The organism is Bradyrhizobium sp. 40 (genome assembly GCF_023100925.1).
Classification (GTDB): domain Bacteria; phylum Pseudomonadota; class Alphaproteobacteria; order Rhizobiales; family Xanthobacteraceae; genus Bradyrhizobium.
Map to the genome: position 1 here is coordinate 3,162,168 of NZ_CP064688.1, position 18,163 is coordinate 3,180,330.

Genomic DNA, 18,163 nt, shown 5'->3' on the forward strand with positions numbered 1-18,163 from the left:
CGGTGATTGGAGCGTCATCAATCCCACTCAAGGACTAGCGAAGGATACGCTCATGGCCGCGAACCAACTTGCAGTCGTTACCGGCGCCTCCACCGGCATCGGCCTGGAACTCGCCAGATGTTGTGCCCAAGGAGGCTTCAACCTTGTCATCGCTGCCGATGAGCCCGAGATCGAGAGGGTGGCCGTGGATCTCCGCAGGCTCGGCACCAGCGTCGAGGCGGTCGAGGCCGATCTCGCCACCACCGAAGGCGTCGACAAGCTCTGCGCCGCGGTCGGCGACCGGCCGATCGACGCGCTGCTGGCCAATGCCGGCGTCGGCCTTGGTAAGGCCTTCCTTGACCAGGATTTTGCCAGGATCAAGCACCTTGTCGACACCAACATCACCGGCACGCTGTATCTGATCCATCGCGCCGGCAACGAGATGCTTCGCCGCAATTCGGGCCGTATCCTGATCACGGGCTCGATCGCTGGATTCACGCCGGGCAGCTTCCAGGCGGTCTACAACGCCAGCAAGGCATTCCTCGATTCATTCTCGTTCGCGCTCCGCGAGGAGCTGCGCGACAGCGGCGTCACCGTCACCTGCCTGATGCCGGGCGCCACGGAAACCGAGTTCTTTCGCCGCGCCGACATGATGGACACGAAGGTCGGCACCGAGCCGAAGGACAGCGCCTACGACGTCGCGAAGGCCGGCTTCGACGCCATGTTGCGCGGCGAGTCCGACATCGTGACCGGAATGAAGAACAAGATCCAGACCACAATCGCCAACGTCACGCCTAACGAGATGTTGGCCAAGCAGCATCGCAAGATGGCGGAGCCGGGCACGGCGAAGTCGTAGAACGATGCCGTCGCAATCTAGGCTGAGGACCCCGCCGCTCCCGCGGATCGACAAAGGAGGAATCCGATTCACATAGCCTAATGCGCGTGGCTTCCCAGTCCGCCAGATTGGTTGGGCTGGAGAAGGGGGGCTGTGATGCCGATGGATCGCGTCGAACAGGCCTTTATCGCAACGGCAATCACGGGTTTTCTGGTGATGATGGCGGCGATCGCCTGGATGATGATGGGTTAATGGCGGGGAGGGCTGCTGATTTGCGGATCGCGTTGCCCTATGCTGCGGTGCTCCTGTGCCTGGCGGTGACCGCTTGGCTCGCTTTCGCGCATCTGTTCTGATCGCCGTTCGGCTCACCCCTGCGGGTCGGCGATCAGTGCGGCCAGCCTGTGGGCCATCGCCGGCAGATCGATCGGTTTCTCCAAGATCAACACGTCGTGGAATTCCGGACTGATCGTGACCTTGTCGTATCCGGTCGTGAAGAGGAACGGTATGTTCCGTGCCTTCAGTTCGCGCGCGACAGGAAAGATCATCTCGCTGCGGATGTTCACGTCGAGCACGGCGGCATCCAGGATGCTGCCGTCGTGCAGGATCCTGAGTGCGTCCGCGAGATCGCCGACGGGGCCCGCGACGTCTGCGCCGAGCGCGCGACATGCCTTGCCAATGTCATCGGCGAGAAAATATTCGTCCTCGACAACGAAGATCCGCCGGCCGCTGAGCGGCTCCCGCTGATCTGACCTGGGCGATATCGCCATGACGCCTCCCATGCCTTCCTTCCGGTCCCTAGGAACATAGGGCGGTGACCCGCCTTGGTACAAACGTTACAACTGAAAGTGGGTTCCATGAGCAACCGCGACATCATCGTCATAGGTGGCTCGGCCGGCGCGACCGCACCGCTGAAGCAGATCCTGGGCCGCCTGCCGCCGGATCTGCCCGCGGCGGTGTTCATCGTGCTGCACATCCCGGCGCAAGGCATCGGCATTCTCTCGACGGTCGCCAGCAGCGCCGGCCCGCTCCCGGTCCGGCAGGCCGAAAACGGCATGAAGATCGAGCCGGGCCAGGTTTATCTGGCCGCACCCGACCATCATCTGCTGCTGTCAGAGGATCGCGTGTTCCTCGGGCGGGGTCCGCGCGAGAACATGGTGCGGCCGGCCATCGACGCCTTGTTTCGCTCGGCCGCCATCAATTACGGCCCGCGCGTGATCGGCGTGCTGCTCAGCGGCCTGTTGTCCGACGGTGCGGCCGGTCTCAACGCGATCAAGCGTTGCGGCGGGATATCCGTGGTTCAGGACCCCTCGGACGCCATCGCCGATGAGATGCCAAGGAGCGCCCTGGAGGCCTCCATCATCGATCTTTGCGTCCCAGGCGCCGGAATGGGTGATGTCCTGTCCGATCTCACCAGGGAAGTTGCCGGCGCCGCGCTGCCGATCCCGCCGGAGATCCGGCTCGAGGTCGAGATCGCGGCCGGCGAGCGGATCGGCAGTGACAAGCTCATCTCGGTGGCTGATCCGGTTGCGCTGACCTGTCCGGCCTGCGGGGGGGTGCTGTCCGAGATTAAGGAAGCGCACCCGATGCGCTTCCGTTGCCAGGTCGGTCACGCCTACACCGCCGACATCCTCGCCAAGGAGCAGGAAGGGCAAGTGGATGAAGCCCTGCGGGTCGCGCTGCGTATCATCGAGGAGCGGGCGGAGCTAGTGCAGCGCATGGCCGCCGACGGCCGGCGCAGTGGCCGGCCCGCGGTTGCCGAGATGTACCAGGCGCGGGCTGCCGAATATCGCGAATATGCCGACATGATCCGGCGGGTTGTGCTAAAGTCGCTCGATCCTCCGGTTCGCAACCGGGAGGCTTGAGGGTCGCCATGAACATTTCCCTCGCCGAATGGACCGAGCAGCTCGATACCGAGCGCCGCCATCTGATCAAGGCCGATCGTGATATCGATGAGGGTTGGCAGCGCATCCGAGACCAGGAGGATCGGATTCGTGCACTCAGTGCCGGCAGCCATGAGGCGGCCCTGGCGGAGCGGTTGGCGGAGGCCCTGAAGCAGACCCTGACCGAATGGCTGCGCCATCGTGTCCTGATCGAGCAGCGGATTGCCTACCTTCGGCAGCAAGTCGGTCCGGAGTGATCCGGGCGGCAGGCCGCCCGAAATCTGCGCCGAGTTCATACATGAAGTCGAGTTGCCGCTCGACGTTGCGGCGCAAACGGTCGTTCTCGCGGAGCAGCCGGCGGGCGGTCGCGGTGGCATCCTCGGCCCGCCTGATCAGGGCCGCGAGTTCGTCGGACGTTTGCATCCTAGGGCTCCTGCCGCACGCAACTATGGGCCCGTGGTCGGGAATTGACAACGACGCTCGCTGTATGGAACGCAGCGTGGCATTTCCGCCTTTCACCTGTTGAGATAACGTCAATTCTGCTATTGCGGCGAGCGGGCATCCGGTCCCGGCACTGAATGAGAGCCACCGAAGACCATGCATGAAGTCGGCGACCAGTCGGTCGAAAGAGAGCGCCAGATCAACTCCCCGCTGATCATCGGGGTGGGTGCCCCGCCGACCGCTCTGGGCAGCATCGAACGCTTCTTTGGCAAGTTGACCCTTGGGGCCGACCAGGCCGTCGTGCTGGCGCTTCAACATCATGAAGCGCTCGATGAACCCCGGCTGCGCCGGATCGTGCAGAATTCCAGCGGCGGCAAGGTCGCCGACATCAGCGACGGCCAGACCATCGAGGGCGGCACGATCTACCTATGCCCGCCGGCGATGATCACCACCATCCGTGGCGGGCGCTTCGCAGTCCGAGAGGCCGAGCAGGCGCCGGGCGAGCGGGCCACCATCGACAGCTTCCTGGTGTCGCTGGCTGAAGAACGCGCCGAGCAATCGATCGGTGTGATCCTGTCAGGCATCGGCGGCGATGGCACGCTGGGTACTGCGACGCTGAAGGATCACGGTGGTCTCGCGATCGCCGAAAAAGGCGCGAGCGACGAGGCGGATCATCTGAAGGACGCCGATACGCCGGCCGCGATCGCCGACTACGTGCTGACCGCCGAAGACATCGCCGAGCACATCCAGGTCTATGCCCGTCATCTGCGGCGGCTGGAAGAGAAGCAGGGGTTCGACGAGGTCTTGGCCGCTGCGGCGACCTCGCTGTCGCGCATTGCCGACGTCCTGCGCAGCAAGACCGGCAATGATTTCCACGGCTACAAGCAGAATACCTTTCTGCGCCGCGTGCAGCGACGCATGCAGGTGGTTCAGATCGCCGATATTTCCGCCTATGTCGATTTCCTGCGCAACGACCAGGACGAGGTGCAGCACCTCTTCAACGATCTCTTGATCGGCGTCACCGAATTCTTCCGCGACAAGCGCGAATTCGAGGTGCTGGAGAGCCAGATCGTCCCGAAGATCTTCGAAGGCAAGATCGCGGGCCAGCAGGTTCGCGTCTGGGTGCTCGGCTGCGCCACTGGAGAGGAGGCCTATTCGATCGGTATCCTCCTGCGCGAGCACATGGCAAAAATGGACTCCGCGCCGCAGGTTCAGATCTTCGCTACCGATATCGACGGGCGGGCGCTGGCGACCGCGCGCGTCGGCCGCTACCGCACCAAGATCGAGGCGGACATGACCAGCGAGCGGCTGGCGCGCTGGTTCGTGCGCGAGGGTGACACCTATTGCGTGGTCAAGGAGCTGCGCGAAATGTGCATCTTCTCGCAGCATAACGTGATCAAGGACGCACCGTTCTCCAAGCTCGATCTCGTCTCCTGCCGCAACCTGCTGATCTATCTCAATGCCGAACTGCAGAACCGGGTGATCCCGCTATTCCATTTCGCACTTCTGCCGGATCGCTACCTGTTCCTCGGCAATTCCGAGAACGTGACGCGGCATCCAAAATTGTTCGTGCCGATCGACCGCCGCGCCCGCATCTTCAAGAAGCTCGAGACCGGAACGCGGCTGCCGCCGGAATTTCCAATCACGACCGCTGCGGGGAGGGCAACCCTCGAGGTGGTGCCGGCGCGCTCGTTCCGCCCCGACGTCGGGCTGGAGCGCCGCGCGCAGCGGGTCGCGGAACGCTACTCGCCGGCCTATGTCATCATCGACGGCAATTTTCAGGTCCTGCATTTTTCCGGGCGCACCGGCCGCTTCATCGAACCGACGGCAGGGGTCGCTACGCTAGACCTGCTCCAACTCGTCCACCGCGATCTCCGCCTGGAACTGCGCGCGGTGCTCAGTCGCGCGACGGAGACCAACGAGGCCGCCCATGTCGTGCAGGTGCAACTCGGCGCCAACGGCCATCGCATTCTCGTCGACATCACGGTGGAGCCGATTCAGGATGGCGGCAGCGGCCACCGCAATTTCGTCGTCCTGTTCAAGGAAGGCCCGGTCCGCGCCATTGATCCCGAAGAGGGCCAGCCCAATGCGCTGGTGCAGACCGAGCATGTGGAGCGTATCGAAGGCGAGCTGCGGGCGACGCGGGAGCGCCTTCAGGCGACCATCGAAGAACTCGAAAGCACCAACGAGGAGCTGAAGTCCTCGAACGAGGAATACCAGTCGCTCAACGAAGAGCTTCAGTCCGCAAACGAAGAGCTCGAAACCTCGCGCGAGGAACTGCAGTCGGTCAACGAGGAGCTGACCACCGTGAACGGCGAGCTGGCCCACCGCGTCCAGGAATTGACGCGCGCCACCAGCGACCTCGAGAATTTCCTGGAGAGCACCCAGATTGCGACCGTGTTCCTCGACAACGATTTGCGGGTGATGAACTTCACGCCGGCGATCACGCAAATTCTGCATCTCGTCGAAACCGACACGGGCCGTCCCATCGCGCACATCAAGGCGCGCATCCCGATCGAGGAGCTCTACGACGACATTCGCGGCGTGCTGCGCACGCTCGCTATCGCCGAGCGCGAGCTGAGGGACCCGGACGGCGGCACGCGCTACATCGTGCGCATCCTGCCCTATCGCAGCATCGACAATTTCATCGCCGGGGTCGTCATCACCTTCGTCGACATCACCGCCATCACCCGCGCCGAGGAGCGGCAGCGCCTGCTGCTGGCCGAGCTCCAGCACCGCGTCCGCAACACGCTCGGCGTGGTGCGCTCGATCGCGCGTCGCACGGCCGATACGAGCTCGACGGTCGAGGAGTTTGCTTCCCACCTCGACGGCCGACTCAACGCATTCGCCCGTACCCAGGCGCTGGTGACCCGCGACCCCGAGGGCGGCGTTGATCTCGAATACCTCGCGGTCGAGGAGCTGCTGGCCTATAATGCGAGAGAAGGCGAGCAGGTGCGTGTCAGCGGGCCCACGGTACGTTTTCACTCCAAGGCCGCGGAAACCTTCGCGCTTGCCATTCACGAGCTCGCGACCAACGCGCTGAAATATGGCGCCCTGAGCCGGCCGACGGGTCGCATCGAGATTTCCTGGCGCATTGAGCAGGGCACCGAGCCGGCGGAGCTGGTATTCGAGTGGCGGGAGCGCGGTGGGCCGCCGGTTGCGCCGCCGCCGCACAAGGGATTTGGGACCGAGCTCCTGGAGCGCACACTCGCGTTCGAGTTCAAGGGGCAGACCACGATGGCATTCAATCCGAGGGGACTGGAATGCACGATCGCCATTCCCCTCAGCAAGCGCGCGTTTCATACACCGGCGGTAGCCAACTGATGCCCTTGTCGACGCTAGATCGCAGCCTGCTGGATCCGGTCATTCGCCGGCTGAACGTGCTGAGATCGTTGTCGGCCGAGGCCCGCACCTCGCTCGAATACGCAATGCTCGAGGGAATCCAGCGCGCAGGGGCGGGCGAGGATCTGATCTCGGAGGGCGATCCGGTCGACAGCGTGCGCCTGGTGCTGTCGGGCTGGCTCTGCCGCTACAAGACGCTCGAGGACGGCAGGCGCCAGATCGTCAATTTTCTCTTTCCCGGCGAGAGTTGCGACGCGCACGCGTTCCTGCTGTCGGTGATGGATCATTCCATCGCGGCGATGACGCCGGTCGTCTACACCGAAATCAAGCGCGCGCGGTTCGAGGGTCTGGTGGCTGCCGACCGTGGGCTCGCGGAAGCGTTCTGGTGCGAGACGCTCGTCAACAACGCGATCCAGCGCGAATGGGCCATCAACCTCGGCCGCCGGGTGGCCTTTGAACGCGTGGCCCATCTGTTCTGCGAGATCATCGAGCGGCTGCGGCCCGTCGGCATGGTCGAGGGCAATTCCTGCGTGATGCCGGTGACGCAAATGGATCTTGCGGACGCCACCGGCCTGTCGGTGGTCCACCTCAACCGCACGGTTCAGGAGCTGCGTGCCTCCGGCCTGATCGTGCTGCGCGATCGCACGCTGACCATCACCGATCTCGATGCGCTCAAGGACGCGGCGCTGTTCTCGCCGAGCTATCTGCAACTCTATCGACGGGCCTAAGCGCTTTCTCGCCTGGGAACGGTCGTTGGTCCCATATCCGATCGGGTGTTCCGAGGTACTTGATCCAGGTTAGTGTTCGCGGCTGTTTTTGAGCGGACGGCTGGTTTTGAGCAACTTACGTAACTTACGTAAAGGCGCCTTCGTCGCGAAGCTTTTATACTCTCGCTCCATGAACGACGTCCTCCTTTCCCGCGCTGAGCGCGCGATCGAAGCAAGCCGCGTCCTTCGGGCGCAGCACAGAGCGGTCGCGGATCAGCTTGAAAATGCGAAGCGCGAGGTGCGCCGCGTAGTGATGGAAAGTGCGATGTTGCGTGCGGAGCTCAAGGCTCTTCGCGACGATCGCGAAGAGCAGCCCGCCCAACACCTTGTGCCGCCGGAATAGGAGCCGACGAAGTGAACGTGCAGCACGCGCCCCATGGCGCCCCGCTGCGGGCGCCCGGCGCTGCTCGGCCGCTGTCCTTCGCACCGCAAAATCACGCACCGTTAACTTACTGAAATGCAGGAACCTGCGGTTGCGGCCGAAGCTCTGAACGCTGCCGGTCTGGGCCGCCCCAACCGGCACGAAACTCCGGCCCCGGCGCCGACCTCCCGCCGGGGCCAATTTCCTTCCATCCAAAGGGTTTTGTGAAAGTACAATGACCGCCAAACGCAACCGCAGGAAACAAACCCAATCGCTCCAGGAGCGATTAGCGGCATTCGCCGAAACCGCCCGCGAGCGCGCGCGCAGCCTGCCGCCCGGCAAGGAGCGCGACATGCTGCTTCGGCGCGCCATGCAGAACGAAGTGACCTCGAACCTGACGGACTGGTTGAGCGAACCCGTCTACCCGAGACGAGGATGATGATGATGCGGAGCATCAAGCACTACCGTGCTTTCCAGATCGATCCGGACGGGCATGTGTTTGGATGCATCAACCTGGTCTGCGACAATGATGAGCAGGCCAAGCGCGAGGCCGCCTCGCTCGTGCTGGTGCACCGCATCGAACTGTGGCGGCTGGACCAGCGCATCGCGCAGTTCGATGTGCCGCTGGAAGTTGTCCGCCAGTAGAGCGACGAGAGGAGAGCGACGAGGAACCGCGCGCTGCGCCCCGGGTTGGTCGGACTGTACCGACCGACCTCGCGAGGAGCCAGCATGACGGAAGCCGACGTTCGCAAGGGGATGCCGCCCGTCAAGCTCTCGCGCGAGGCGTTCGAGCGTCGCTACCGGAGCCGGTTCGTCGATCCCGCCTTTGCACCGCTCCAGCGCGAGCTCGACGCGATCGTCGGCGCGGCCTGGGATGCCTACAGCGGTTCACGCAAGGCCCCGCTGACGCGAAAGGCGGGCGCGGGATTCGCCGATCCCGGTTACGACATCGCCGTCGACTGGCTTGATGCGCGCGCGAAGATCCTGGCGGCGCAGCGACGCCATGACGATGCGGACGAGACGCCGCGCATCCTGATCATCAACGGCTCGGCCCGCAGCGAGCACACCTGTCCCGGCGAGATGTCCAAGACCTGGCGTCTGGTCGAGCTCGCCGAGCCGGTCATTGCCGAGCTTGGGTTTGCCGTCGACATCCTCGATCTGTCGCGCCTGGCTTCGGAGTTCGGCAAGACGATCCATCCCTGCAAATCCTGCGTCGGAACCGCGATGCCGCTCTGCCACTGGCCGTGCAGCTGCTATCCGAACTATTCGCTGGGGCAGACCGACGACTGGATGAACGATATCTATCCGCTGTGGGTCGCCGCCCACGGCATCCTGATCGTGACGCCGGTGAACTGGTATCACGTGCCCGCCGGACTGAAGGCGATGATGGATCGCATGGTCTGCGCCGACGGCGGCAATCCCGATCCGACCTCGACCCACGGCAAGAAGGCGGACGAAGCCAAGGCGCTGGAGCTGAAGGGCTGGTCCTATCCGCGCCATCTCGCCGGCCGTCATTTCGGCCTCGTCGTTCACGGCGATGCGGTCGGTGCCGAGGGTGTGCGCCGGGCCTTGTCGGATTGGTTGACCGATATGCAGTTGATCTCGGCGGGCCGCTTCGCCGAGCTCGATGGCTATGTCGGCTACATGGAGCCATACGCCACCTCGCACCGCGACCTCGACGACGACAGGGCATTCCAGACAGAGGTGCAGAACGTCGCGCGCGCCCTCGGCAACGCGGTCCGGCTGGCGCGGAGCGGACAGCTTCGCGAGCCCGGTGCGGGCCTGTCCGATCCAAACCCAAAATGACGGCGAATGATCAGCCGTATGATTGCCTGATCGTCGGCGGCGGCCCCGCCGGGCTGATGGCTGCGATCTACCTCGCGCGATTTCGGCGCCGCGTCTGTGTCGTGGACGCAGGCGCGAGCCGGGCGGCGCTGATCCCGCGCAGTCACAATGTGCCGGGCTTCGTCCACGGCCTGTCCGGCACCGACCTGCTCGCGCGCATGTCCGCGCAACTCGGCGAGCTCGCGGTCACGCGCGTTGATGCCGAGGTCACCGGCTTGCGACGACACGATCACGGTTTTCAGGCGATCTGGAACGGCGGCGCGCATACGGCCGCCACCGTCATCCTTGCCAGCGGCATCGTCGACGTCCATCCGCCGTTCGACGAATGGCGCGCGGCGGTCGCGGACGGGCTGTTGCGCTACTGCCCCGTTTGCGACGCCTACGAGGCGATCGGCCGTCGCATCGGCATCGTCGGTCCGCTTCACCGCGCCGCCGGCAAGGCGCTCTTCATGCGCGGCTACTCGCGCGACGTAACGTTGCTGGCAACGGGCGAGGATGACGGGAAGGCCGCCGCACCGGAGCTGAATGAAGCGGGCGTCGAGATTGTCGTCGCGTCCGGCCTGCGCCTGAGGCGGAGAGACCACGGCGTCGAAGCCGTCTTCGCCGACGGCCGGACGGCGCAATTCGAGATGGTCTACCCGGTGATGGGTGCGGAGGTGCGCTCGCATCTTGCGATGAAGCTGGGCGCCGAACATACCGGGGAGGGTTACCTGAAAGTCGACGACCATCAGCGCAGCTCGGTCGACGGGCTCTACGGGATCGGCGACGTCGTCACCGACCTGCACCAGATCTCGGTCGCGTTCGGCCACGCCGCGGTCGCCGCCTGCACCATCCACCACAGCCTGCCGCGGCGGCTGGCATGAGGAGCGGGGTATCGGACATTGGTGACAGAATCATCCTCGAAGACCGCGGTCTATGCGGCGCTCTTCGGCAATGTCCTGGTCGCGGTCACCAAAATCGGCGCCGCCGCCTGGACAGGAAGTTCGGCCATGACGAGCGAAGCGGTGCATTCGCTCGTCGACACGACCAACGAGATCCTGCTGCTCTACGGCTACCGGCGCGCGAGCCGTTCGCCCGACGAATCCCATCCGCTCGGCTATGGGCGCGAGCTGTATTTCTGGAGCTTCATCGTTGCGCTGCTGATCTTCGCGCTGGGCGCCGGCGTCTCGCTGTATCAGGGCATTCTGCATGTCGCCGCACCCGAGCCGATCGAAAGTCCGATCGTCAGCTTCGTGGTGCTTGGGCTGTCGTTCCTGTTTGAAGGCGGCTCCTGGCTGGTTGCCCTGCGGCGCTTCAGCCCGGACGGCCAGCGGTTCGGATATTATCAGGCTTTCGTTCGCAGTAAGGATCCTCCGGCATTCATGGTGCTGCTCGAGGACAGCGCGGCGCTGGTCGGCATCGCTATTGCCGCTGCGGCCACCGCGGCTGCCGTAGTGCTGAGCCAGCCGGTCTGGGATGGGATCGGCTCGATCCTGATCGGGATGTTGCTGGCGATCGTGTCGATCGGTCTCGCGCGCGAGAGCAAGAGCCTGCTGATCGGCGAGCCTGCCGATCCGGAACTTGCGCGATCGGTCCTCGACATCGCAAGACGTTCGCCCGGCGTGCTCAGGGCCAACGGTCTTCTGACGGTGCAGCTGTCGCCGGTCGAGGTCGTTGCGGCCCTCAGCATCGAATTTGCGGATGACAAACGCGCCGACGACATCGAGCGATGCGTCGTTTCGATCGAGGCCGAGATACGGAAACGCCATCCCAGTGTGGCCGCGCTCTTCATCAAGCCGCAGACCGATGCTCGCTACCGGGCGGTGCGCGCGAGGCGTTACGGCTAGCTTCGCGAGGTTCCCCCAGCGTCACAATCGGCAGGACGGCAGGAACGATCACAACGTTCCACTGGTTGACCGGTGCAGGGGGCGAGCATTGGAGACACCGGATGGCTCAATCCGAAGACATGACGCGCTGCATCGCGCTCTGCATGAGCTGCTACCAGACCTGCCTCGGCACCGCGATGAACCATTGCCTCGAGACCGGCGGCAAGCACGTCGAGCCCAAGCATTTCCGCCTGATGATGGCGTGCGCCGAAATGTGCCGGACGGCGGCGCATTTCATGCTGATCAATACGCCGCATCACCGGCACACATGCGGCGAATGCGCCGAAATCTGCAGCGAATGCGCCGAAGATTGCGAGCGGGTCGGCGGCATGGAGGAGTGCGTCGCCATGTGCCGCTCCTGCGCACAATCCTGCCGTGCGATGGCGGCCTGAGGACAAGCCCATGCTGGAAGAGAAACTCACGGAAGCCATCGTCGAGGAGCTGAAGCGGCAGGCGGCGAACCGGCCGCAATCGCTGAGGGTCGAACGGGCGGACGACGCGAAAGCCTCGGAGGAGCTGATCGTCAACGGCAAGATCGACTTGGCCGCGCTGGTCATGGTGATCGCCGGATCTGTCGCCGGCGGACCTTAGGTCCGGCCGGTCAACGGCGCTCTCAGCCATACTCTTCGCCGATGCCGTATTCCCGGTAGATCTCCAGCGGATCGAGGTCGGGAAACAGCCGGCATTTGGCCTGGGCGAGATGCAGGCTCACCGCCGCCGGCTCCTTGCCGTTCGAGAGCATCTTGCGGATGTCGTCCATGTGCGCGCTCGGCTGATGCTTGGTGTCGAGCTGCTCCAGCGCGACTAAGGCAGTCGCCAGCGCCTCGGTCAAAACCCAGTCGTCATGGCCGGTGATTCCCTTCTTCGGCATCGGCAGACCCCACATGTGGCGGCCCAGTCTATCGGGACTTCCGCCAAATCTCCAAGGAGCCGTTGCAGCCAACAGGCGCGCGGAAGGCACCAGCGGCCTTGCTCCGGCTTGCATTATGGCCGGCCGTGGCTAAAAGGCGGCATTGCAGGGGCAATAGTATCTTTGTTGAAACAAAGTTGGCGTAGACGGGCCTGCATGGCATTCAGGCCGGCTGTTCCGGTCTGGGCTCCTGATCCCCGCATTTGCAACACGGTCCGGTTGCGCCACCCTCCAAGGCTTGAGCCCGCATGGTCTTTTTAAGCTTCGTCTATCGCTTCGTGACCAACTTCGCATTCATGGCGATGGTCTATTTCAGCCTGAATTTCATGGAGAAGTACCAGAACCGGGCGATCATCGCGATCCTGGTGCTGGTCTATACCGGCATGCGCGCAGCTTCGACGCTGCGGGCGTTCTACTTCTACCAGAAGATCGAGCGGCTGGAGGCTGAGACCAAGCGGCTGCAAGGGCCGATCAATGACGGCGCGGGCGGAACGAACGCGCGCAGGCAGGTCGTGGTTGACGTCGCCCGGCTGCGGCGCGACGGCGAGGTCAAGTCTTATATGGACCTGTTCTTCCTGGCGCTGATCGTCTTGCTCTGCGTCGCCAACATCATGCGACAGTAAGCACTACTGCGCGCGCTTCTTCAGGCTCGCCACACGGGTCGGGCGCGGCGCGGCGCTCTTGGGCGCAGTGCTCTTGGGGGCAGCGCCCTCGGCCTCTGCGGCATGCTTCGGTGTGCCATGAACAGCGTGCGCGGTGCGGGGAGCGCGCGACTTGCCCGCTTTGCTCTTGGCCGCGCGGGGCGTCTCGGCTGCCATCGCCAGGCGCGTCGCGGCGCGCCGCGACAAGGTCGTCGACAGCAGCACCTCGACCGAGCCTTCCGGGATCGCAAAGAGATCGCGGCCAGGCACGGGCAGGGTGGCCGCGACATTGGCGAGCGCCATGGTCTTGTGCGGCAGCAGCGGTTGGTGCGCGGCCTGTGCGTTGAGGTCGGCCAGCGAGGGCGCCGGAAGCATCTTGGTCTGCGCGAACACGAAGTTCGGCACGGCCGGCCAGCGCGCGATCGGTGTGGTCTCGGTCGGCGGATGCAGCAGCCATTCGACCGGCGTTGTCGGCGTCGCCGGCTGCTCGGGGGTCGCGGGCACCACATGCACGATGCGATAGCCGCGCGCCTTGAGGTCGCGGATGATCTTCGGCAGCGCCGCCACTGTGCGGGCCTGGATGTCGTGCAGCAGCAGGATCCCCTTGCCCTTGGCCTCAAGCCGCTGGATTGCGAGCTGATAGACGCGATCGGACGACACATGGCGCCAGTCGTCGGCCGGGAAATCGGCGCTCCAGACCTGGATCCCGCGCGAGATCAGCACGTTCTCGACGCCGTCGGCGCGCATCAGGCCGGGAATGCGGAAGAACGGCGCGAGCTTGGACGGATCGGTCATTGCGGCCGATGTCCACTCGATGCCGCCATTGATCTGCGCCTCGGCCTTGTCGAGCGGCATCCGGTCCATTGTGAGCGGATGGTTCATGCTGTGCGTGCCGACGGTATGGCCCGCTGCGACCAGCTTGCGCACGCCTTCCGGGTTCGCCTTGGCCTGTTCGCCAATGATGAAGAAGGTCGCCTTGATGCACTCGTCGGCGAGGATCTGCAGCACCTGGTTGGAATATTTCGGCAACGGACCGTCGTCGAAGGTCAGGACGACTTCATGGTCCTTCAGCGGCAGCGTCTCGCGGTACTGCATGGTGCCGATGCGGGGATGCTCGTGCGGATCGACCACGAGCGTGCGGGAGGTCCCGAGTGCGTCCGGATGGCCGGGGCAGTCGGCCGCAATGGCCGGCGAGCCGATGGTCAGGACACCCAAAAATCCGCCGAGGAATCCGCCAAAGCAAAGGACGATCCACGATCGCGTCCGAGCAACAACGCTACTTCCGATCATGAACCCCGTCTGCCCTCTTAAGCGATTGCCGCCATAGTAGGTCGGAGACATCAGCAAACGGTTCAGGCGCAAGAGCCTTTGCCGTTGCAAGTCCCCTCAATACTTGCATGGCGTAGCATGAACAGACTGTTAATAGGGCCCAAATCACCCCATTTTGCGCCGGCGTGACATTCCGGCATCAATGCGCGTCGGCACTCTTCTGCGATGTGCCCGCCGGCACGACGTGAACCACCCGATAGCCGTTCTCCCTCAGATACCGCAGGAAGGCCGGCATGATCGCGGCCGTGCGCGCTTTGGGATCGTGGAACAGGATGATCCCCTTGCCGGCGGCGGCGAGCCGCTCGGTGACGAGCTTCAATTCCTGCTCCGGCGTCATCTCGTTCCAGTCGCTGGCCCACAGGTCAGCCCCGAACACGACGATGCCGCGGGACTGGAGCAGGTCGAGCTCGGCTTGCGTCGCTTCGAAATAGGGAAACCGGAAGAACGGCGTCGAGGGTGTCGTCGTCGGCGTGCCGTGCAGCGCCATCTCGTCGGCGGCAATGCCGCGGTCGATCTCGCTCTTCGCCTTGTCGAGCGGGATCCGCGCCATGAACGGATGCGAGAAGGTGTGGTGGCCGATGCTGTGGCCCTCGCGGGCGATGCGCTTGACCATGTCGGGGTGTTCCGAGGCGTGCAGGCCGATCAGGAAAAAAGTCGCGCGCACGCATTCCTGCGCCAGCGCCGCCAATACCTTCGAGGTCGTCGGCGGATGCGGTCCGTCGTCGAAGGTCAGCACGACCTCGTGATCGGCGAGGGCCAACGTCTGCGGAAAGCTCTTCAGGCCCACGCGCGGCGTGGTCTTGGCGTCGACGCTCAGAATGCGGGAGGTGCCGAGCGCGTCCTTGCGCGGGCACTCGGCGGCTTCAGTCGAGGCGATGCCGGTGAGGGCCGCGAGGGCTGCGCCGGCCGCCATCGAGGTCCGCCTCAGTCGAAGCATCTTTGTCATTGCGCTCAGAGTTGCCTTGTGGGTATTGCCTGAACCAACAGCTCAGACCACTCGTTCCAACCTGTCGGACGGCGAGGCGCGCCATGGATGAACATCTGGACGGTGCCGCGTCTGCCGCGGAATTGGTACTCGACCACGTGCCGATGCGCAATGAAGACGGCGAAATTCGTCACGAATTCGTCGCGGAAATTGCCCATGCGATCGAGGCCGGCGACAGCGCCGCGCTGCGCGCCTGCGTTGCCGAGCTGCACGAGGCCGATCTCGGCGATCTCATCGGGGCTCTCGAGCCAGACGATCGGGTCCGCCTGGTCGAGCTGACAGGGCGCGATTTCGACTTCTCCGCGCTGAACGAGCTCGACGAGGGCGTGCGCGAGGAGATCCTCGAGGAACTGCCGCCGCAGACGGTCGCGGAAGGTGTGCGCGAGCTCGAATCCGACGACGCGGTCGAGCTGCTGGAAACGCTCGATCAGGCCGATCAGGAGGAGATCCTCGAGAAGCTGCCGCTCAAGGAGCGCGTCGTGCTCGAGCGCAGCCTGCTTTATCCGGAAAATTCCGCCGGTCGCCGGATGCAGACCGAGTTCATCGCGGTGCCCCAGGATTTCACCGTGGGACAGGCGATCGACTACATGCGCGAGACGCCGGATCTGCCTGACCGCTTCTACGAGATCTACGTCGTCGACAAGGAGCAGCACTGGCAGGGCGCGGTCTCGCTCGACGTGCTGCTACGCGCCCGCCGCCCGGTGGCGCTTGCCGAGCTGACCGACGAGGATCGCCGCCGCGTCTCCGTCCTGGAGGACCAGGAGGAGGTGGCGCGCATGTTCGGCAAGTACAATCTCGTCGCGGCCCCGGTGCTCGACACCCAGGACCGCCTCGTCGGCGTCATCACCGTCGACGACGTTGTCGACGTCATCGAGGAAGAGGCGGACGAGGACCTCAAGGCGCTCGGCGGCGTCAACAGCGACGAAGAGCTGTCCGACACGGTGTTCACCATTGCACGCGCGCGGTTCAACTGGCTGCTGGTCAATCTCGCCACCGCCTTTCTGGCGTCCTCCGTGCTTGGCCTGTTCGAGGGCCAGCTCGAGAAGATGGTGGCGCTTGCCGTGCTGGCGCCGATCGTCGCGAGCCAGGGCGGCAATGCCGCGACCCAGACCATGACGGTCGCGGTGCGCGCGCTGGCGACGCGCGAGCTCGGCTCCTCCAATGCATGGCGCGTCGTGGTGCGCGAGGGTCTGGTCGGCCTCGTCAACGGTCTCGCCTTTGCCGTGATCACGGGCGTCGCCGCGGTGGCCTGGTTCAGGATCCCGGGCCTTGGCATCGTCATCGGACTCGCGATCATCGTGAACCTCTTCGCCGGCGCGCTCGGCGGCATCCTGATCCCGATGGCACTCGAACGTGTGCGAGCCGATCCGGCGGTGGCGTCAGGCACGTTCGTGACAACGGTCACCGACGTCGTCGGCTTCTTCTCCTTCCTGGGAATTGCGACCTTGTGGTTCGGGCTCAGGTAGGAGCTGTTGAAATCCGTAGCCTGGATGGAGCGAAGCGTCATCCGGGCCGCCGGGTCGGCTCCAGAGACGCCCCGGATTGCGCTGCGCTCCATCCGGGCTACTGGCCATCATCTTTAATCCGAACTTAAGCGGCCTGCCGCATCATCGCCTTGCTTGGGGGAATGAGCATGCGTGTGCGGCTGAAGGCGGACGGACGGATTGTCGAGTTGCGGGACGGGCAGGAGTTTCCGGTCCAGCCATTTCCAATCCAGCCGGTACCCAACGCAGCGCCGGCCGAAGCCAGCTCGCTCGCCGTGCGCGATTTGCGGCGCCGCGCCTGCCTGACGCAGATGGAGTTCGCGGCCAAGCTCGGCGTTCCCGTCGAGACCATCCGCAACTGGGAGCAGGGCAAGCGGGCCCCGCGGGGACCCGCCCGCGCGCTGCTCGCTGTGATCGCGCATGCGCCCGACACCGTGTTCCAGGCGCTCGCCAAAGCCTGAGCTCAAAGCCTGAGCTCAAAGCCTGACGTCATGGCTTGAGTCAGGGCTTGGCGCGAACCTCCCGTTAGCATTGCGCCGAAGATCCGGCTCGGCCGCCGACGTCGCCCGTTGGCAGTGTCGCCAGCCGGGTTCATAATGACGCCTGGATGATGATTTGGGGCGACCGCGACAGAGAGGATTCCTCATGCTGTTCGTCGAGACCAATGGCGCAAGGATACCGGCGATCGGGCTGGGAACCTGGGAGCTGAGCGGGCGCATGTGCGCGCGTGTGGTCGAGCAGGCACTGCGGCTCGGCTATCGCCACATCGATACCGCACAGGTCTACGACAATGAGCGCGAGGTCGGCGACGGCCTGCGCGCCTCCGGCGTGCGCCGCGACGACGTCTTCCTGACGACGAAGGTCTGGACCAATCATTTCGCGCCCCACGATCTCGAACGCTCGGTCAAGGAGAGTCTGGTGCGCATGCGGCTTCCCTCCGTCGATCTCTTGCTGCTGCACTGGCCCAATTCGCACGTGCCGCTGGAGGAGACGTTGGGCGCACTGTCGCATGCCAAGCGCATGGGCCTGGCCCGCCACATCGGCGTCTCCAACTTCACCGTCGCGCTGATCGAACAGGCGGTGGCGTTGTCGCCGGAGCCGCTGGCCTGCAACCAGGTCGAATACCACCCCTATCTCGACCAGGCGAAGGTGAGGGCGGCCTGCGATCAGCACGGGCTCGCGCTGGTCGCCTACAGCCCGATCGCCAGGGGGCGGATCAAGAGCGACCAGACGCTCGCCGAGATCGGGCGTCTGCATCACAAGACGCCGGCGCAGATCTGCCTGCGCTGGCTGCTGCAACAGAATGTCGCTGCGATCCCGCGCACCTCGCGCGTCGAACGCCTGTCGGAAAACATCGAGATCTTCGATTTCGAGCTTTCGGACGACGAGATGGCCCAAATCGCCGCGCTGGCCAGTCCCAAGGGCCGCCTGACCGATTTCGGCTTCGCGCCAAAATGGGATTGAGAGGGGGCTGCCGTATGCTAGGACCAGCTTGGCAA

The 18,163-nt window shown here is 64.7% G+C and carries 21 protein-coding genes; 17 read left to right on the top strand and 4 right to left on the bottom strand.

Going from position 1 to position 18,163, the window contains the following annotated elements:
- The first annotated feature begins 52 nt into the window (after window positions 1-52).
- Window positions 53-835 carry an SDR family NAD(P)-dependent oxidoreductase gene (locus IVB40_RS15350; protein WP_247286914.1) on the top strand — a complete coding sequence of 261 codons (783 nt, stop codon included), beginning with the start codon at window positions 53-55 and terminating at the stop codon, window positions 833-835.
- Window positions 836-1,179: 344 nt separating this feature from the next.
- On the opposite strand, the gene IVB40_RS15355 is transcribed toward IVB40_RS15350, so the two are convergent.
- Window positions 1,180-1,581, bottom strand: a complete 402-nt coding sequence (locus tag IVB40_RS15355; protein ID WP_247819225.1) for a response regulator — start codon at window positions 1,579-1,581, stop codon at window positions 1,180-1,182.
- An 87-nt stretch (window positions 1,582-1,668) separates the two neighbouring features.
- On the opposite strand from IVB40_RS15355, the gene IVB40_RS15360 reads away from it, so the two are divergent.
- From IVB40_RS15360 to IVB40_RS15415, 12 genes are all read left to right on the top strand, one after another.
- Window positions 1,669-2,676, top strand: coding sequence for a chemotaxis protein CheB (locus tag IVB40_RS15360; RefSeq protein WP_247286913.1), 1,008 nt, complete (start codon window positions 1,669-1,671; stop codon window positions 2,674-2,676).
- Window positions 2,677-2,684: 8 nt separating this feature from the next.
- Window positions 2,685-2,951 carry a hypothetical protein gene (locus tag IVB40_RS15365; protein WP_247286912.1) on the top strand — a complete coding sequence of 89 codons (267 nt, stop codon included), beginning with the start codon at window positions 2,685-2,687 and terminating at the stop codon, window positions 2,949-2,951.
- Window positions 2,952-3,291: 340 nt separating this feature from the next.
- On the top strand, window positions 3,292-6,459 hold the full coding sequence (locus tag IVB40_RS15370; RefSeq protein WP_247819226.1) for a CheR family methyltransferase: 3,168 nt from the start codon (window positions 3,292-3,294) through the stop codon (window positions 6,457-6,459).
- Entirely contained in the window at window positions 6,459-7,205 is a 747-nt protein-coding gene (locus IVB40_RS15375) for a Crp/Fnr family transcriptional regulator (protein WP_247462722.1), read from the top strand. The genes IVB40_RS15370 and IVB40_RS15375 overlap by 1 nt, the downstream gene beginning before the upstream one ends.
- Before the next feature lie 88 nt (window positions 7,206-7,293).
- On the top strand, window positions 7,294-7,587 hold the full coding sequence (locus tag IVB40_RS15380; RefSeq protein WP_247286908.1) for a hypothetical protein: 294 nt from the start codon (window positions 7,294-7,296) through the stop codon (window positions 7,585-7,587).
- Window positions 7,588-7,840: 253 nt separating this feature from the next.
- The gene (locus tag IVB40_RS15385) at window positions 7,841-8,044 is read left to right on the top strand and encodes a hypothetical protein (RefSeq protein ID WP_247286906.1); all 204 of its coding nucleotides are present in this window, start codon (window positions 7,841-7,843) and stop codon (window positions 8,042-8,044) included.
- Complete coding sequence (locus IVB40_RS15390) at window positions 8,041-8,250, top strand: hypothetical protein (protein ID WP_247361717.1); 210 nt, start codon at window positions 8,041-8,043, stop codon at window positions 8,248-8,250. Before IVB40_RS15385 ends, IVB40_RS15390 begins: the two co-directional genes overlap by 4 nt.
- Window positions 8,251-8,334: 84 nt before the next feature.
- The gene (locus IVB40_RS15395) at window positions 8,335-9,411 is read left to right on the top strand and encodes a flavodoxin family protein (RefSeq protein WP_247819227.1); all 1,077 of its coding nucleotides are present in this window, start codon (window positions 8,335-8,337) and stop codon (window positions 9,409-9,411) included.
- Window positions 9,408-10,313, top strand: a complete 906-nt coding sequence (locus tag IVB40_RS15400; RefSeq protein ID WP_247819228.1) for an NAD(P)/FAD-dependent oxidoreductase — start codon at window positions 9,408-9,410, stop codon at window positions 10,311-10,313. Before IVB40_RS15395 ends, IVB40_RS15400 begins: the two co-directional genes overlap by 4 nt.
- An 18-nt stretch (window positions 10,314-10,331) precedes the next feature.
- Complete coding sequence (locus tag IVB40_RS15405; RefSeq protein WP_247819229.1) at window positions 10,332-11,276, top strand: cation diffusion facilitator family transporter; 945 nt, start codon at window positions 10,332-10,334, stop codon at window positions 11,274-11,276.
- A gap of 101 nt (window positions 11,277-11,377) precedes the next feature.
- Window positions 11,378-11,707 (top strand): four-helix bundle copper-binding protein, encoded by a 330-nt coding sequence (locus IVB40_RS15410; protein ID WP_027567375.1) that lies wholly within the window; start codon window positions 11,378-11,380, stop codon window positions 11,705-11,707.
- 10 nt (window positions 11,708-11,717) lie between these two features.
- The gene (locus IVB40_RS15415; RefSeq protein WP_247819230.1) at window positions 11,718-11,906 is read left to right on the top strand and encodes a hypothetical protein; all 189 of its coding nucleotides are present in this window, start codon (window positions 11,718-11,720) and stop codon (window positions 11,904-11,906) included.
- Between the two features lie 22 nt (window positions 11,907-11,928).
- Here IVB40_RS15415 and IVB40_RS15420 read toward each other — a convergent pair whose 3' ends face one another.
- Window positions 11,929-12,186, bottom strand: a complete 258-nt coding sequence (locus IVB40_RS15420; RefSeq protein ID WP_007603214.1) for a hypothetical protein — start codon at window positions 12,184-12,186, stop codon at window positions 11,929-11,931.
- A 287-nt stretch (window positions 12,187-12,473) separates the two neighbouring features.
- On the opposite strand from IVB40_RS15420, the gene IVB40_RS15425 reads away from it, so the two are divergent.
- A complete protein-coding gene (locus IVB40_RS15425; protein WP_027567373.1) occupies window positions 12,474-12,848 on the top strand; it encodes a hypothetical protein in 375 nt (124 codons plus the stop codon).
- Between the two features lie 3 nt (window positions 12,849-12,851).
- Here IVB40_RS15425 and IVB40_RS15430 read toward each other — a convergent pair whose 3' ends face one another.
- Entirely contained in the window at window positions 12,852-14,156 is a 1,305-nt protein-coding gene (locus tag IVB40_RS15430; protein WP_247361709.1) for a polysaccharide deacetylase family protein, read from the bottom strand.
- A 178-nt stretch (window positions 14,157-14,334) separates the two neighbouring features.
- Window positions 14,335-15,108: a polysaccharide deacetylase family protein gene (locus IVB40_RS15435; RefSeq protein WP_027567371.1), complete on the bottom strand. Its 774-nt coding sequence runs from the start codon at window positions 15,106-15,108 to the stop codon at window positions 14,335-14,337.
- 116 nt (window positions 15,109-15,224) lie between these two features.
- Between IVB40_RS15435 and mgtE the strand changes: the two genes are divergently transcribed.
- The 3 genes from mgtE to IVB40_RS15450 all read left to right on the top strand — a co-directional run bounded on the left by mgtE (window position 15,225) and on the right by IVB40_RS15450 (window position 18,128).
- On the top strand, window positions 15,225-16,646 hold the full coding sequence (mgtE, locus tag IVB40_RS15440) for a magnesium transporter (RefSeq protein ID WP_247819231.1): 1,422 nt from the start codon (window positions 15,225-15,227) through the stop codon (window positions 16,644-16,646).
- A gap of 161 nt (window positions 16,647-16,807) precedes the next feature.
- A complete protein-coding gene (locus IVB40_RS15445; protein ID WP_027567369.1) occupies window positions 16,808-17,125 on the top strand; it encodes a helix-turn-helix domain-containing protein in 318 nt (105 codons plus the stop codon).
- A gap of 184 nt (window positions 17,126-17,309) precedes the next feature.
- A complete protein-coding gene (locus tag IVB40_RS15450) occupies window positions 17,310-18,128 on the top strand; it encodes an aldo/keto reductase (RefSeq protein ID WP_247819232.1) in 819 nt (272 codons plus the stop codon).
- Window positions 18,129-18,163 lie beyond the last annotated feature (35 nt).